Origin of the sequence: Nonomuraea corallina (assembly GCF_027620315.1) — a bacterium.
GTDB classification, from domain to species: Bacteria; Actinomycetota; Actinomycetes; order Streptosporangiales; family Streptosporangiaceae; genus Nonomuraea; species Nonomuraea corallina.
The window spans coordinates 1-12,747 of sequence record NZ_JAPNNL010000034.1 but is presented as its reverse complement, the minus strand read 5'-3'; the positions used below and the strand labels follow the sequence as shown (position 1 = coordinate 12,747).

At 72.4% G+C, this 12,747-nt stretch carries 12 protein-coding genes; 3 read left to right on the top strand and 9 right to left on the bottom strand.

Going from position 1 to position 12,747, the window contains the following annotated elements; translation table 11 throughout:
- Window positions 1-15: 15 nt before the first annotated feature.
- Window positions 16-2,976: an ATP-binding protein gene (locus OUY22_RS11520; protein WP_270154860.1), complete on the bottom strand. Its 2,961-nt coding sequence runs from the start codon at window positions 2,974-2,976 to the stop codon at window positions 16-18.
- 81 nt (window positions 2,977-3,057) lie between these two features.
- Window positions 3,058-4,998, bottom strand: a complete 1,941-nt coding sequence (locus OUY22_RS11515) for a hypothetical protein (RefSeq protein ID WP_270154859.1) — start codon at window positions 4,996-4,998, stop codon at window positions 3,058-3,060.
- Between the two features lie 168 nt (window positions 4,999-5,166).
- Between OUY22_RS11515 and OUY22_RS11510 the strand changes: the two genes are divergently transcribed.
- The 3 genes from OUY22_RS11510 to OUY22_RS11500 all read left to right on the top strand — a co-directional run bounded on the left by OUY22_RS11510 (window position 5,167) and on the right by OUY22_RS11500 (window position 8,651).
- Window positions 5,167-5,826: a hypothetical protein gene (locus OUY22_RS11510; RefSeq protein ID WP_270154858.1), complete on the top strand. Its 660-nt coding sequence runs from the start codon at window positions 5,167-5,169 to the stop codon at window positions 5,824-5,826.
- Entirely contained in the window at window positions 5,823-6,458 is a 636-nt protein-coding gene (locus tag OUY22_RS11505) for a hypothetical protein (protein WP_270154857.1), read from the top strand. The genes OUY22_RS11510 and OUY22_RS11505 overlap by 4 nt, the downstream gene beginning before the upstream one ends.
- A gap of 1,476 nt (window positions 6,459-7,934) precedes the next feature.
- Window positions 7,935-8,651 (top strand): hypothetical protein, encoded by a 717-nt coding sequence (locus OUY22_RS11500; protein ID WP_270154856.1) that lies wholly within the window; start codon window positions 7,935-7,937, stop codon window positions 8,649-8,651.
- Here the strand turns inward: OUY22_RS11500 and OUY22_RS11495 are convergent.
- The 7 genes from OUY22_RS11495 to OUY22_RS11470 all read right to left on the bottom strand — a co-directional run.
- Window positions 8,638-9,861, bottom strand: coding sequence for a hypothetical protein (locus OUY22_RS11495; protein WP_270154855.1), 1,224 nt, complete (start codon window positions 9,859-9,861; stop codon window positions 8,638-8,640). The genes OUY22_RS11500 and OUY22_RS11495 overlap by 14 nt on opposite strands.
- Window positions 9,862-10,043: 182 nt before the next feature.
- A complete protein-coding gene (locus OUY22_RS11490; protein ID WP_270154854.1) occupies window positions 10,044-10,343 on the bottom strand; it encodes a DUF1416 domain-containing protein in 300 nt (99 codons plus the stop codon).
- Window positions 10,340-11,179 (bottom strand): sulfurtransferase, encoded by an 840-nt coding sequence (locus tag OUY22_RS11485; protein WP_270154853.1) that lies wholly within the window; start codon window positions 11,177-11,179, stop codon window positions 10,340-10,342. The genes OUY22_RS11490 and OUY22_RS11485 overlap by 4 nt, the downstream gene beginning before the upstream one ends.
- Window positions 11,176-11,589, bottom strand: coding sequence for a DUF4395 domain-containing protein (locus OUY22_RS11480; protein WP_270154852.1), 414 nt, complete (start codon window positions 11,587-11,589; stop codon window positions 11,176-11,178). Before OUY22_RS11480 ends, OUY22_RS11485 begins: the two co-directional genes overlap by 4 nt.
- 61 nt (window positions 11,590-11,650) lie before the next feature.
- Window positions 11,651-11,734 (bottom strand): putative leader peptide, encoded by an 84-nt coding sequence (locus OUY22_RS36875; RefSeq protein ID WP_350668905.1) that lies wholly within the window; start codon window positions 11,732-11,734, stop codon window positions 11,651-11,653.
- A gap of 32 nt (window positions 11,735-11,766) precedes the next feature.
- Window positions 11,767-12,207: a TlpA family protein disulfide reductase gene (locus tag OUY22_RS11475; protein WP_270154851.1), complete on the bottom strand. Its 441-nt coding sequence runs from the start codon at window positions 12,205-12,207 to the stop codon at window positions 11,767-11,769.
- A gap of 29 nt (window positions 12,208-12,236) precedes the next feature.
- On the bottom strand, window positions 12,237-12,747 hold a 511-nt coding region (locus OUY22_RS11470; protein WP_270154850.1), incomplete at its 5' end, for a hypothetical protein.

Below are 12,747 nucleotides of genomic sequence, written 5' to 3'. Positions count from 1 at the left end.
ACCGCTTACCGGAGATCACCGCGCCTGTTCGGCCAGGTGAGGCTCGGCGAACGAGATCGCCGGCGCGTCGTCGTGGCCGAACGGCAGCACGAACCGGTGCGGCCACGCCAGCACCCCCTCCAGCCAGCCGGCGCCCATGGTCTGGCCGACGTGCCGGAGCCTGGCCTGCGGCTCGACGCCGAGTGCCACCGCGTCGACGTCGCGCCGGACGCTCTCCAGCTCGTCGTCGCCGAGGATGACCCGCCAGGCCAGCTCCCTGTTGTGGTCCATCTCCATCGACAGCGGGTGGCGGCGCAGCGCCTTGGCCCGGTGGCCGAGCAGCTCGCCCTGCGGCGCGGGGTGGTCGCCGTTCTGCTGGAAGATCGCGTACTCCAGCGGCGGGGCCGGGGTGCGCAGGTCCGGCGCGGGCCGCCCGTACGGGAAGAGCCTGTCGACCTCGTGCAGCCAGCGCACCTGCGGGAGCACCCACGACGCGTCGGGGCGCTCGCCGCCTCCCTGGCCGCCGAGCAGGCGGGTGGCGGCCGCGGCGGCCTTCTCGGTGAGCAGCGCCGGGTCGAACCAGCTGCGCAGCGCCCAGGCGCGCCGCCGCACCGAACGCTCGACCAGCGTGGCGAGCAGGCACTCGGCGCGCCGGGCCGGCAGCTCGCCCCAGGCGGCGGCCAGGGCGCGCGGCACGCCGGGCAGCGACCGGCCGGTCACGAAGGCGAGCACGACCGTGTCGCACCAGATGCGCAGCCAGGCCCAGTCGGGGGCGTCGGCGAGCACGTCGGCCTCGCGCAGCTCCACCAGCGTGCACGCCTGGCCGGTGCGGCACGGCGCGCCGCAGGCGGCGGAGCGGCGGCCCCTGATCGGCGGCGGCGGGCCGGCCAGCGGCTTCTCCCGCGACTCGCCGAGCGGCACGCGGACCCGCAGCGGCCGGTCCATCCCGTCGGCGAACACGGCCGCGTCGCCGGGCGGCAGCGAGACGACCTGGCGGGACTGCTCCTCGCTCAGGTTCATGGCCGCGCCGACGAGCTGCCGGTCGTCCTCGGCGGGCAGCCGGTGCACGACCTTGAGCGCGGTGTTCTTGACCACGTCGGCGACGAGCTTGGTGGGGATCTGCTCGGCCACCACGATGCCCTCGCCGTACGCCCTGATCTCGGCGAGCATGCCGGCCAGCAGCTCCACCGCGTGCGTGGCGGCCCGGCCGGTGCCGCGGTCGCGCAGCAGCCGGTGCGCCTCCTCGATGACGATGACGTGCCGCAGGCCGGTGCTCTTCTCCTGGCGGGCGCGCATCCGCAGGTGCTCCACGATCCGGATGATCAGCGTGCCCATGAGGAACGCCTTGTCCTCGTCGTTGGCCACGTCCTCGATCGCCAGCACCACGTTGCGGCGCAGCAGCCCGCCGATGTCGGCCGGGTGCCCGCCCTCGAAGAACCGGCCCGCCGAGCCGACCCGCAGCGAGCGCAGCCGCAGCGAGATGAACCCCTCCACGTCGGCCTGCACCTCGCGGCCGTAGCCGATCTCCTGGATGACGTCCATCGCGTGCTGCTGGAGCTGCTCCAGGGTCGGCACGCTGGGCGGCACCTTCGACCCGGGCACCGCGCCTCCGGTGACCACGTCCCAGCCTGTGGCCTCGTACACGCGCTGCAACGCCAGCGACATGATCTGCGGGAACGGCTCCTCGGCGTCGAACGCCGCCATGAACAGCGCCCTGATCATGTCGATGTGCGCCTGCACCGGGTAGCCGGGCTCGGGCTCCAGCGGGTTCACGCTGAACGGCACGCCCTCCGGCGCCGACGGGTTGATCACCGTGACCTGCGCCGGCTCGATCCGGCCGGCCATGGCGGCGTACTCGGACTTGGCCGCCTCGATGGCCAGCCACGGGATGCGGGCCTGGCTGAGCTGCTCCAGCAGGTGCCTGACGGTCTGCGACTTGCCGGAGCCGGTGGCGCCGGTGACGAACGCGTGCCGGTTGAGCGTGGCCAGCGGCACCCGGAACGAGCCGACCGGCCGGTCCTGGCCGTCGAGGATCTCGCCCAGCTCCAGCTCGCCCTCGCCGGCCTCGGAGGTCACGTCGAAGAACCCGGCGTCGAGCACCCGCACACCCGGCACCTCGCGCCTGGGCAGGCCGGCCAGCGCCGCCAGCGTGCCCGCCGTGGCCGCGAACGGGGCCGCCGCGCCGTCGCCCGGGTCCTGCATGGTCAGCTCCAGCGCCTCCGGCAGCGGGTGCACCACGCCGTGCGCGCTGCGCAGCCGGTACGGATGATGGCTCATCTCCACCGACCCGACCAGGACGGGCGCGATCTGCCGCAGTTCGTCGGGGTTGGCGGCGCCGGCCAGCACGCGCACGTTCCAGAGCCCGGCCTCGCGGAAGGCGTCGAGCTCCTGCATGCGCCGTTCGGCCCGCTCGGCGTCGAACCTGGACCGCTCGGACGCGTCGCCGTACTGCCGCAGCACGTTGAGCTGGGTGCGCAGGTGCGCCACCTCCGCGTCCAGCAGGTCGGTCGGCTCGGCCACGACCAGCCACGCGAACGGCCGCGACATGAGCGTGACGAGCGTCGCCTCGAACAGCGTCGGCCGCTTCAGCTCGTCGGCGTCGGGCTCCCTGCGCCCGCCGAGCGGGGGCGCCTGGCGGCCGGGGCACGGCGTCCAGACGAGGTCCGCCAGGTCGGCCAGGTAGCCGTCGTCGAGCTCGACACCGCGCGCGCCGCCGGGGAAGAGCAGCGGCTGCGGTCCGGCGGGCCGGTCGGGCGTCTCGGGCGCGCGGCGCGGCTGCCGGGGCGGGGAGAGCGGCCCGGCGTTCGTGATGAGCTCCAGCGGCGCGCCGGAGCCGCGTGAGAGCCAGCCGATGACGAACGGCCTGCCGCGCGCCGCCGCCGACAGCGCGGCGGGCAGCACGGTGACGAAGTCCCATTCGGCCGACGAGCTGCGTGAGGGCGCCGCGATCGACTGGATCCGGTACCACGGCCCGCTGAGCGACACACTGGGCTGCATCTCATCCCCCCACAGACGGTTGTCAGTAAACTCCCGCCGAAAGCCAGCGCACCACGTGGGCTTTGACCATTTCCTTGCCTGTCATTGCCTGTCCTTGCGCCAGTCGAGGCGCGGGGGCGGTGGTCCGAGGTTCGGCGGGGGGTCGGGCCTGCCGTTCTCGTGGGGCTGCGCGAGCGGGGTTTCGGGGACGTCCTCCAGCTCGGCCAGCGTCGTCTTGGGGAAGGTCAGGATGGCCGGGTTGGCGTCGGCCAGCCGGACCCGCCGTCCGTGCGCGGTGGCGTCGGTGACGATCACCGACGTGGTGGGGAGCTGCTGGAGCTGGTGCGGCTCGACGAGGAACTCGCGCGAGCGCTGCAGCACCCGCTCCTTCTCCGAGATCTTGTCGGCGGTGCGGCCCCACTCGGTCGACTCGGTGATGTCCTCGGCCAGGTCCGCGCCGCTCTCGTCGGGCCGCTCGGCGGTGTCGTCGAGCTGCTCGATGGTGGAGGTGTAGCCGCCGTCCAGCCGCGGCAGCGAGTCGCTGATCGTCTCGGTGAGCTGAGCCAGCTCCAGCCGGTGCTCGGTGCCGACGTGCTCGCTGGCCACCCGGGCGTCCTCGGCGTTGCCCAGCCGCATGAACGCGACCGCCGCGTGTCCCCGGCCGAGCCGCTCGCGGACGGTCGGGGTGAGCGAGCGGTAGGTCAGCACCAGCCCGGTACGGGACGTCTCGCAGGCGTCCATGAGCCGGTCGAGCACGTCGCCGCGGAGCTTGTCGGCGCCCGCCACGATGATCGTGTGGTACCACGGCCGGTCGGCGGCGGGCGACTGGCGCAGGATGTGGGTGAGCGCGGTCGCCACGTACGTGCCGAGCACCCGGTTGCCGAACACCCCGGCCTGCCGGTCCATGCTGACCACCCGCAGCCGCGCGGGCGGCAGCCGGACGGCCTGCGTGCCGAGCGTCTCCAGCTTGCGCAGCTGCGACTCCAGCGCCCAGGCCCGCTCGATCACCACCCGGTCGCTCACCCCGCGCCCGAACAGGGTGCCGATGCGCTCCAGCTGGGTTGCGGTGATGAGGCCGAACCGCAGGTCCTCGCGTGGGTCGCCGACCTGCGCCAGGGCCCGCAGCGCGGCCGTCACCTGACTGATCGTGGCGTTCTCGCCGAGCACCTCCAGCACCCGCTCCAGGATCGCGTTGTCGAAGCTGAGGTCGCGGGTGGTGCGGTGCTCCTCGCTCACGCTCACCACGTGCGCGAGTACGTCGGCGAACGCCTCCGGCTTGAGCGTCGCCCCCAGGTCGAGCCGGGGCAGGTCGACCGGCAGCACCCACACCAGCGGGTCGTCGCCGCCCTTGCGGGCCAGCTCGATCAGGTCCTTGGCGATCGCCCCCTCCGACAGGTCGAGCACGGTCAGGTGGCCGCCGCTGTAGAGGCGGGTCGCGCCGACCAGCGTGATCAGCGCCGACCAGCCGGGCAGCGTGCCGCCCGCCACGTCGATCCGGTCGATCTCGTCGGGCACCGCGACCGCGTACCAGGTGAGCTGGCGGTCGAAGCGCTCCTTCTCCTCCTGCCACTCGCGGTAGCGCTGGGCGTGCTCCTCCTGCGCCTGGAACAGCTCCCTGTCCCGTTCCTGGCGCTGGCGGTCGTTCCTCGCCTGCTGCTCCGACACGCGGTAGCGGACCGCCCGGTCGCCCTGGACGAGCGCGTACGCGCAGATGCCGGCGACGCCGCCGGCGGCGAGCACGCCGAGCAGCGCGAACTGCCAGGCGAGATAGCCGGCCACGGCCGACACGACGATCAGCCCGGCCAGCACGAGCATGAACATGCGCACCAGCCGCACCGGCCGGTTGAGCATGTCCTCCTGGAGCCGCTCGCGGCGCAGGAGCGCGGCCCGCTCCTGCTCGTCCCGCTCGGCGACCTGCGACTCCTCGGCGGGGGACGGCCGTTTCGGCGGCGGGCCGGGATCGGGGTGCGGCAGGATGTACTGCCAGCCCAGGTAGATGCGATCGGCCTGGAGCTGCGCGTGATCGGGATGCACGTCCGCCACGTGACCCCCTCCGGCTGCGCTATGTCGTTAGCAGGGCCCTGTTCCCCTTCACTCCGTGACAGCGTATGAGCTACAACCCCTGCTGCGGCAGGGTTCTCGGCAATTCCGCCAGCCCGATGGGCGTATTGGGGTGGGTGGGACAAGGCTCACCTATTACCATCACTAGCCATGACGGAACCCCACGACGGCCGCGGCACCCCCCGGCGTCCGGTCGCGGTGCCCGTCGCCAGTCTGCTGATCGTGACCGTCGTCGGGATCATCACGCTGCTCGGCGGGCTGGAGGAGGCCGAGGCCCGGCCCGAGCCGCTCGGCCAGGGCGCGGTGCTCGATCAGGGCCTCTACTCCACCGCCTTCGTCGAGGCGCGGGTGAACGTCGAGAAGGCCGAGCTGTCCTTCGAGGAGGACAAGCGGTTCGTGGAGATGGTCTTCGACGTCACCAACCTCGGCGAGGAGACCGTGAGCGTCGGCCTGCCGCCCGCCAAGCCCGAGGAGGCCGGGTTCGGTCACTCCTTCGCCAACTCCCTCGTCAGGATCTCGCCGGCGATCAAGAAGGACAAGGGGCCGTTCGCCTTCGCCCTGGCCGGTGACGAGCAGACGAACCAGCTCCACCCCGGCCTCAAGACCAAGGTCATCGTCCGCTACCGGCTCGACCCCGGCGAGCAGCCACCCGACAAGATCACGCTGGACGTGGCGTCCTTCGAGTACGCCCCCGGCTTCCAGGACGAGACCGTCAGATGGCAGCTGATCAGCGAAGCCGCCGGAGAGAGCTACGTGCCGACCGTCCAGGCCCAGGTGACGCTCCCCGTCAAGGCCGGAGACCCGCCATGACCGCCACCGCGCGACGCCCCGACGCCCCCGGCCGCCGCGCCCGGCCGCCGCGCAGGGCCGGCGAGTCGCGGCTGCTCAACGCCGCCGTCGGACTCGTCCTCGTGGGCGCCGCTATCGGCCTGCAGGCCATGGACCTCAGCCACAACGAGTACACCGCCCCGCTGACCTACACCGGCGACCTGGGCAAGGACATCGACGCCACCCGCTTCGTCGTCCGGGTCAACTCGGTGACCGCCGCCAAGGCCGTCCAGCACCGCTCCGACACCGTCAAGACCGACCACCTGTTCCTCATCGTCGACGTCTCCGCCAAGTCCAAGCTTCAGCCGTACAAACTCGGGCCGGCCGTGCTGCTGACCGCCGACGGCAGGAAGTTCTCCGCCACCGACCGGGTCGACAGCTCCCTATCCATCACCAGCAAGTGGGTGCAGCCCGACATCTGGGCCCGCGGCCCCTACTTCTTCGAGGTGCCCGCCTCCGCGCTCCCCGGCGCCCGCGTGGTCGTCGGCCTGCCGCCGACGGCGCTGGTCGAGCCCTACCAGCCGGAAGCCGAGATCGACCTCGCGGTGGACGCCGCGGCGGCGCGCAAACTCGCCGACTCGGCCCCGGACGTCCACTCCACCGACGCGAAGTGACCCGACGGTGACCTCCTCCCCACGCCGGCAGGCGGCACCCCGCGGATCGGGCCCCCCGTCGCCTCCGCCCGCTTCCCGTCCCGCGGCAGGTTCGCTTTCCCCCAGGGTGACGACCGGGGTCCCAGCGAAGGAAATCCGATGAGCAGCAACGACCGCGACTGGTTCGCGCCCAAGAAGAGCCACCGGCGCCCCGAGGACCCCGACACCGCCCACCCGCCCTCCGACGACCCGAACACCCCAGCCGAGCCCGGCGGCACGTACGACCCGGGCACCGCGTACAGGTCAGACGCGGCGTACGGGCCAGATGCGGCGTACGGGCCAGATGCGGCGTACGAACCCGGCGCGGCGTACGGACCGGGCACGGCATACAGGTCAGACCTGCCCTACGAACCCGGCGCTGCTCACGATCCGGGCGCGCCACCGCCGGGCGGAAGCCGACCAGCCGGACAGCCGCCCCACCATCGGCGCGCGACCCCGGCCACCGACCCCGGCCAGCCCGCGTACCCCGGGGGCCAAGCAATCCCCGGCCGGCCCGCGTCCTTCGGGGGGCACAGCACGCCCGGTCAGCCGACGTACCCCGGGGAGCACAGCACACCCGGCGAGCGAGTCACGCCCGGCCAGGCCCCGCACCTCCCGCAACAAACCGATCCTGGGCAGCCGTCACACCCCGGGCAACAAGCCGCGTACCCGGAGCGGCGGACAAACCGGCCTGGACACCAAGCGCGACCTGACCACCCGCGATCGGGACAGCCGCAACCGGGCCATCCGGGATGGGCGGCCGGCCCGGAAAGTGACCATCCGCACGGGCAGGCCCCGGGTGGACAGCGCGCCCCGGGCGGACCGGCGTACGGGCGAGGCGCTCCCGGCGAGCGGAGTGATCCAGGCGGGCAGGGAGTGCCGGGTGCGCCGACGCGTGGGCGGGGTGCTTTCGGCGGGCGGAGCAGGCCGCCCATGATGCCGCCTGTCCGAGGACGTGATTTTCCGCCTGACCAGCAGGTGTGGCCGCCTGTGCCGCGTCGCGAGGCGATGGGCTCCACGCAACCCATCCCGGTCGTACGAACCAGCCTGCCCTTGCCTCCCAGCGGGACCCGGGAGAGCGGCAGGCCGTTCCTGGGAGACGCGGAGCCCACCTCGGGAACCGGCGCTGCCGCACCCGCCCCGAGGACGGCCGCACCGGGAGCCGATCCCGGCGCCCCCGGCGCCGGTGCGGCGGCAGGACCTGCCGAAGCAGGGGCCACGGGACCGGGTGGCGCCATGGGTGCCACCGGACCCGGCAGCGTCATGGGGGCGACCGGCCCCGGTGGCCCAGCCGACGCCGCCGGAACCGTCACCGGAACCGGCGATGTGGCCGGGGCCACGGGAATGAGCGGAACAGCGGGGCCCGGCGGAGCAGCTGGAGGAGGCCCGGAGCCGGGAACCGCCGGGCACGGCACCGGGCACGGCCCGAGGACCGACGGAACCGCCGGGCACCGCGCGATGACCGAAGGGACCGCCACCGGGCACGGTGCGGTGGTGGGAGTCGGTGGGGTGGCCGCGGGCGGCGGGCGTACCGATGCGGTCGGGCGGGCCGAGCCGGGGGCGAGAGGGACGGGCGCGGCGGAGGCCGGGCCGGGGAAGGGCGCGCGGAGGAAGCGGACGGTGCTGGTCGCCGTGGCCGCCGTGGTGGTGTCGTTGCTCGCCGTCGCCGCGGACGGGTTCGACGGTTACCGGTTCCACGAGTCCGTCATCACCCGAGGGCTGTACCCGAAGGAGGTGACGGTCCCGGCCGGCGGCTCGTACGAGGTCTACGACACCGAGTGGAAGGCCGACGTGGCCGTCACGGATCCGCCGCAGGACAACAGGCATGGCCCCGACGTCACCTGGCTCGCGATCGACATCAGGCAGAAGGTCCTGGACGAGGGCAGCGCGACCATGACGGGTCTGCCCGAGGAGCCGGAGCTGGCCGACCGGGCGGGCCGGACGTGGGTGGTGGAGCTGTCGCCGGGCGACCGGCCGAACGACCGGTTGAAGGTGGGCGAGGAGTATCGGATCCAGGGGCTGGCCGTGGTGCCGACCGCGGTGAAGGACGAGGTCGAGCTCTCGTTCAGGCCGAGCTCGTACCGCTCCGACACCCCCAGCGAGGACTACTTCAAGAAGGACTCGGAGGCGGTCAGGATCGACAATCTGGTCCGGTTGACGTTCAGGAGGCGTTGAGCGGCCGGCCGCGCAGGCGGGCGCGGGTGGCGGCGAGGTCGAAGGTGGCGGCCAGGAGCGCCATGGTCAGGGCGGTCACCAGGAGGTCGCGGACGAAGCCGACCGGCACGCCGACGTACATCCAGGTCCATTCGGCCTCGGAGCCGATGAGGGTGCGGACGGCGCGGTCGGCGTAGCGGGAGCCCACCTCGATGGCCACGTAGCACAGGCACATCATGCCGAACAGCGGCGCGCCACCCCTGATGATCATGCGCAGGGAGTTGGCCAGTGGCAACCAGCGGTCTGTGAAGCCGCTGGTGACGTGGTCGAACGACTTGCGGGTGAGGTCGTGGCTGCTCTCCAGCCGGTCCACGCCCTTCTCCAGGCGGGTGCCCTTGACCAGGGTGCGCCTGTCGTCGGAGAAGGCGCCGAAGACGAGCATGGCCACGGTGAGCCAGGCCAGCGGGATGGCCACGGCGTCCAGGAACAGCGGCCAGAAGGCGCCGAACGCCTCGGTGAACGCCTCCCAGGCCGGGACCGTCTCCTTGGCGTTGTCCAGCGCCTGCTTGGTGCCGACCACGACCGCGCGGCTGTCGGTCCATTCGGCGCGGGCGTCGGCGAAGGCGACGGTCGCGTTCAGCCCGTAGAAGACGAAGCCGAACTCGGAGAAGGCGGCGGCGAACCCGTAGAAGCGGCCCTTGCCCTTCTCCACCAGCTTGGCGAAGAGCGTCTTCAGCAGGAACATGACCGCCATCGCGCCCAGCGACACCCGCCAGTCGAGGTCGGCGAGGCTCGCGCCGACGTCGGTCTCCTCGCCGAACCATTGGGCTTCGGTCATCTCGTAGAAGTGGTGCAGCAGGTCCATCTGCTGGAAGTCGCGCGCGTCCTCGGCGTGGAAGCCCCAGGCGAGGTAGAGGACGGCGAACGCGGGAGCCATCCGGTCGAGCGTGCGGAAGAACCGCTCGTCCGAAACTCCTTCGGCGGCTCGGGCGCGTATCTCCCAGAGGGCGCCGCGCAGGCTGTGCAGCATGCCGGTGGTGACCGTCATGGCCGCCAGCACCACCAGGGTGAGCAGCGTCATCACGGCGACGAGGCGGACCTGCCGCCACTCGCCGTAGGCGACTTCGGTGCCCGCGTACAGCAGCGCGTAACGGGCCAGCTCGCCGGCGGCGAACCAGAGGATCAGGGGCAGCGCGCACTTCCCGGCCACCCGCACGGTGTGCAGGGGCAACGAGAAAGGCGACGGCAGTCGCTGACCCGATGCGGGGCCGGGCCGGTTCGGTGCCATCACACCAGACGTTCCGGACATCGGTGGAATCGTAGCGGCCCGCCCTCACCGGCCGCAGCCGCATCCCGACAGGCACGCGAAGGGCCCGCGTCCCTCAAAGGACGCGGGCCCCCGTCGCGTGTGCGTCAGACGGCGATCGCGAGCTCGGCCACCTCGCCGAGCCGGGCCTGCACCCGGACGTCGCGGGTGACGCCGCCGCCCGCGATGATGCGTACGGTCCAGTCGCCGGGACCGGCGAAGAAGCGGAAGACTCCCTCGTCCGACACCACGACCTCGCCGGTGAACTCGCCGGTGTGGTCGAGCAGCCGCGCGTAGGCGGTGCCCGCGCCGGTGACCCTGCCCTGGATCACGGCCTGGTTGGACAGATCGATCCCGGCCGGCAGCGCGATGGTCTGCTCCGGCGCTCCGCAACCCTGCGCGGTCATCGGGCCTCCCCCAGCTCGATCGGCACGCCCACGAGCGAGCCGTACTCGGTCCACGAACCGTCGTAGTTCTTCACGTTCTCCTGGTCGAGCAGCTCGTGCAGGACGAACCAGGTGTGGGCGGAACGCTCGCCGATGCGGCAGTAGGCGATGGTGTCCTTGCCGAAGTCGACGCCGGCCTCGCCGTAGAGGGCGCGCAGTTCGTCGTCGGACTTGAAGGTGCCGTCGTCGTTGGCCGCCTTGGACCACGGGATGTTGCGGGCCGTGGGCACGTGGCCGCCGCGCTGCGCCGACTCCTGCGGCAGGTGGGCGGGGGCGAGCAGCTTGCCGGTGAACTCGTCGGGCGAGCGGACGTCCACCAGGTTGAGCTTGCCGATCGCGGCCACCACGTCGTCGCGGAAGGCGCGGATCGCGGTGTTCTCCTTGTTGACGACGTACTGGGTCTTGGCCCGCTCGGGGACGTCCTTGACCAGCTCGCGGGACTCCAGCTCCCACTTCTTGCGGCCGCCGTCGAGGAGCTTGACGTTGTCGTGGCCGTAAAGCTTGAAATACCAGTAGGCGTAGGCCGCGAACCAGTTGTTGTTGCCACCGTAGAGGACGACGGTGTCGTCGTTGGAGATGCCCCGGTCGGAGAGCAGAGCCTCGAAACCGGTCTTGTCCACGAAGTCGCGGCGGACCGGGTCCTGCAGGTCCTGCCTCCAGTCGATCTTCACTGCGCCACGGATGTGGCCCTTGTCGTAGGCGCTGGTGTCTTCGTCGACCTCGACGAAGACGACACCCGGGGTGTCGAGGTTGGCCTCGACCCAGTCGGCATCCACCAGGACGGCGGAGCGGCTCATTGTGGTACCTCCATGTTGGCGGCGGGCAATATACGGCGAATCAGCAGATACATGTCGCAGCCAAGGCAGAATCCGAAGGCTGCGTTGAGGAAGGCGGCGAGGAGGGCCGCGGCCGTGGCCCCGAGGGCCAGCGGCGTGATCCCCACGGCGAACCCGGCCACCCCCACGACCGCGAAGACGAGCCCCACCCCCTGCGCGAAACGCGGCGGGCGGGAGTCTTCGGTCTCCTTCGGAGCGCTCGTCACGAGCGCCTGGAAAAGCATCCCGTACGGTGATCTGCCCGCGATGCCGAACGCGAACACCACGGCCTGGGCGGCAAGCAGCCAAGCGCTGCCCGTCACCAGGACGAGGACGAGGATCAACGTGGTGATGGCCGCGCCGAAGCGCAGCGCCCTGGGGTCGGCACGCATCGTGGGATGCTCCTGAAGGATTCGGAAAGGGGGCGGGCCGCAAGCCCGCGCGAGACCGTCCTCAGGCAGCGCGACAGAGCGCGGTCGCGACGCGGCAGAAATCAACCGCGCGCCGCTTCGTCAGCAGCTCCGTCGATGGGTTCATGCCGAGAAGACTACTCGGCGTCTCGACATCTGTCACATGTCGTCCGGCTTGTGAGACGAATCCCGAGACACGACCTGGGCGAGCGAGTGCAGCACGGCGGCCTTCGTGGGCTGCCCGGACGCCCTGCGCACCACGGCCCCGCGGGCGTCGAGCACGAACACGGTCGGCGTCCGCATCACGTCGAGCCGCCGTACGAGGTCGAGCCTGGACTCGGCGTCGATCTCCACGTGCGCCACGCCCGGCACCAGGGCGCTCACGTCGGCGAGCACCCGCCGCGTGGCCCGGCACGGCTGGCAGAAGGCGGTGGAGAACTGCACGAGCGTGGCCCGCTCCCCCAGCTCGGCGCCCAGCTCACCGGGGCCCAGCAGGGGGCCGGGCTCGCCGTCGCCCACGCGTCCGTCCGTGCGCAGCCGAACCACTCCGATCGCCGCTCCGAGCGCCAGCGTGGCCAGCGCGACCCACAGTCCCGTCATCCCCCGGTGCAACCACCGGTCCCGCCGGTTTAGTTCCCGGTCCCGGTCACCGGGATCCGCACCAGCAGCTCGCCGTCCCCGATGATCTCGAACGCGGCGATGTCCGCCAGCGCGGTGCCCGTCTCGTGCCGGAAGACCACGCCGTCCTCGTACGTCGCCCGGTTGATCCGCCACGGCCCGGTCCGCTCCCGGGTGCCGTCCTTGCCGATGATGACGAGCCTGGACTCGGTGCCCACCCGGGCTCCTTCGATGCGCACCGTCAGGTCGGTGCGCGGGCCGGTGGGCACGGCCGTCACGGTCACCCGGTGACGGGCGGCCGAGCCGGTGAACGCGCGGCCCAGCGGAGAGCGCAGCGGGGACGCCGTGGGACTCGCCATGGAACTCGCCATGGGCGCGGGCGAGGTCTTCTCGCCGTGCTCCTGCCGGGTCGAGAACTCCTCCGCGTCCTCGGCCTCGTCCTCGGCCTCGGCCGAATCGGCCGCGTCGTCCCCGGCGCCGGACTGGCCGGTGGGCCCGGTGTCCGGCGCGGACGCGGTCGTC

What these genes read in the sequence shown, in the direction of transcription:
- OUY22_RS11520 (WP_270154860.1), bottom strand. Translation starts at nt 2,976, where the DNA reads ATGCAGCCCAGTGTGTCGCTCAGCGGGCCGTGGTACCGGATCCAGTCG.
- OUY22_RS11510 (WP_270154858.1), top strand. Translation starts at nt 5,167, where the DNA reads ATGACGGAACCCCACGACGGCCGCGGCACCCCCCGGCGTCCGGTCGCG.
- OUY22_RS11505 (WP_270154857.1), top strand. Translation starts at nt 5,823, where the DNA reads ATGACCGCCACCGCGCGACGCCCCGACGCCCCCGGCCGCCGCGCCCGG.
- OUY22_RS11500 (WP_270154856.1), top strand. Translation starts at nt 7,935, where the DNA reads ATGACCGAAGGGACCGCCACCGGGCACGGTGCGGTGGTGGGAGTCGGT.
- OUY22_RS11490 (WP_270154854.1), bottom strand. Translation starts at nt 10,343, where the DNA reads ATGACCGCGCAGGGTTGCGGAGCGCCGGAGCAGACCATCGCGCTGCCG.
- OUY22_RS11485 (WP_270154853.1), bottom strand. Translation starts at nt 11,179, where the DNA reads ATGAGCCGCTCCGCCGTCCTGGTGGATGCCGACTGGGTCGAGGCCAAC.
- OUY22_RS11480 (WP_270154852.1), bottom strand. Translation starts at nt 11,589, where the DNA reads ATGCGTGCCGACCCCAGGGCGCTGCGCTTCGGCGCGGCCATCACCACG.
- OUY22_RS36875 (WP_350668905.1), bottom strand. Translation starts at nt 11,734, where the DNA reads ATGAACCCATCGACGGAGCTGCTGACGAAGCGGCGCGCGGTTGATTTC.
- OUY22_RS11475 (WP_270154851.1), bottom strand. Translation starts at nt 12,207, where the DNA reads ATGACGGGACTGTGGGTCGCGCTGGCCACGCTGGCGCTCGGAGCGGCG.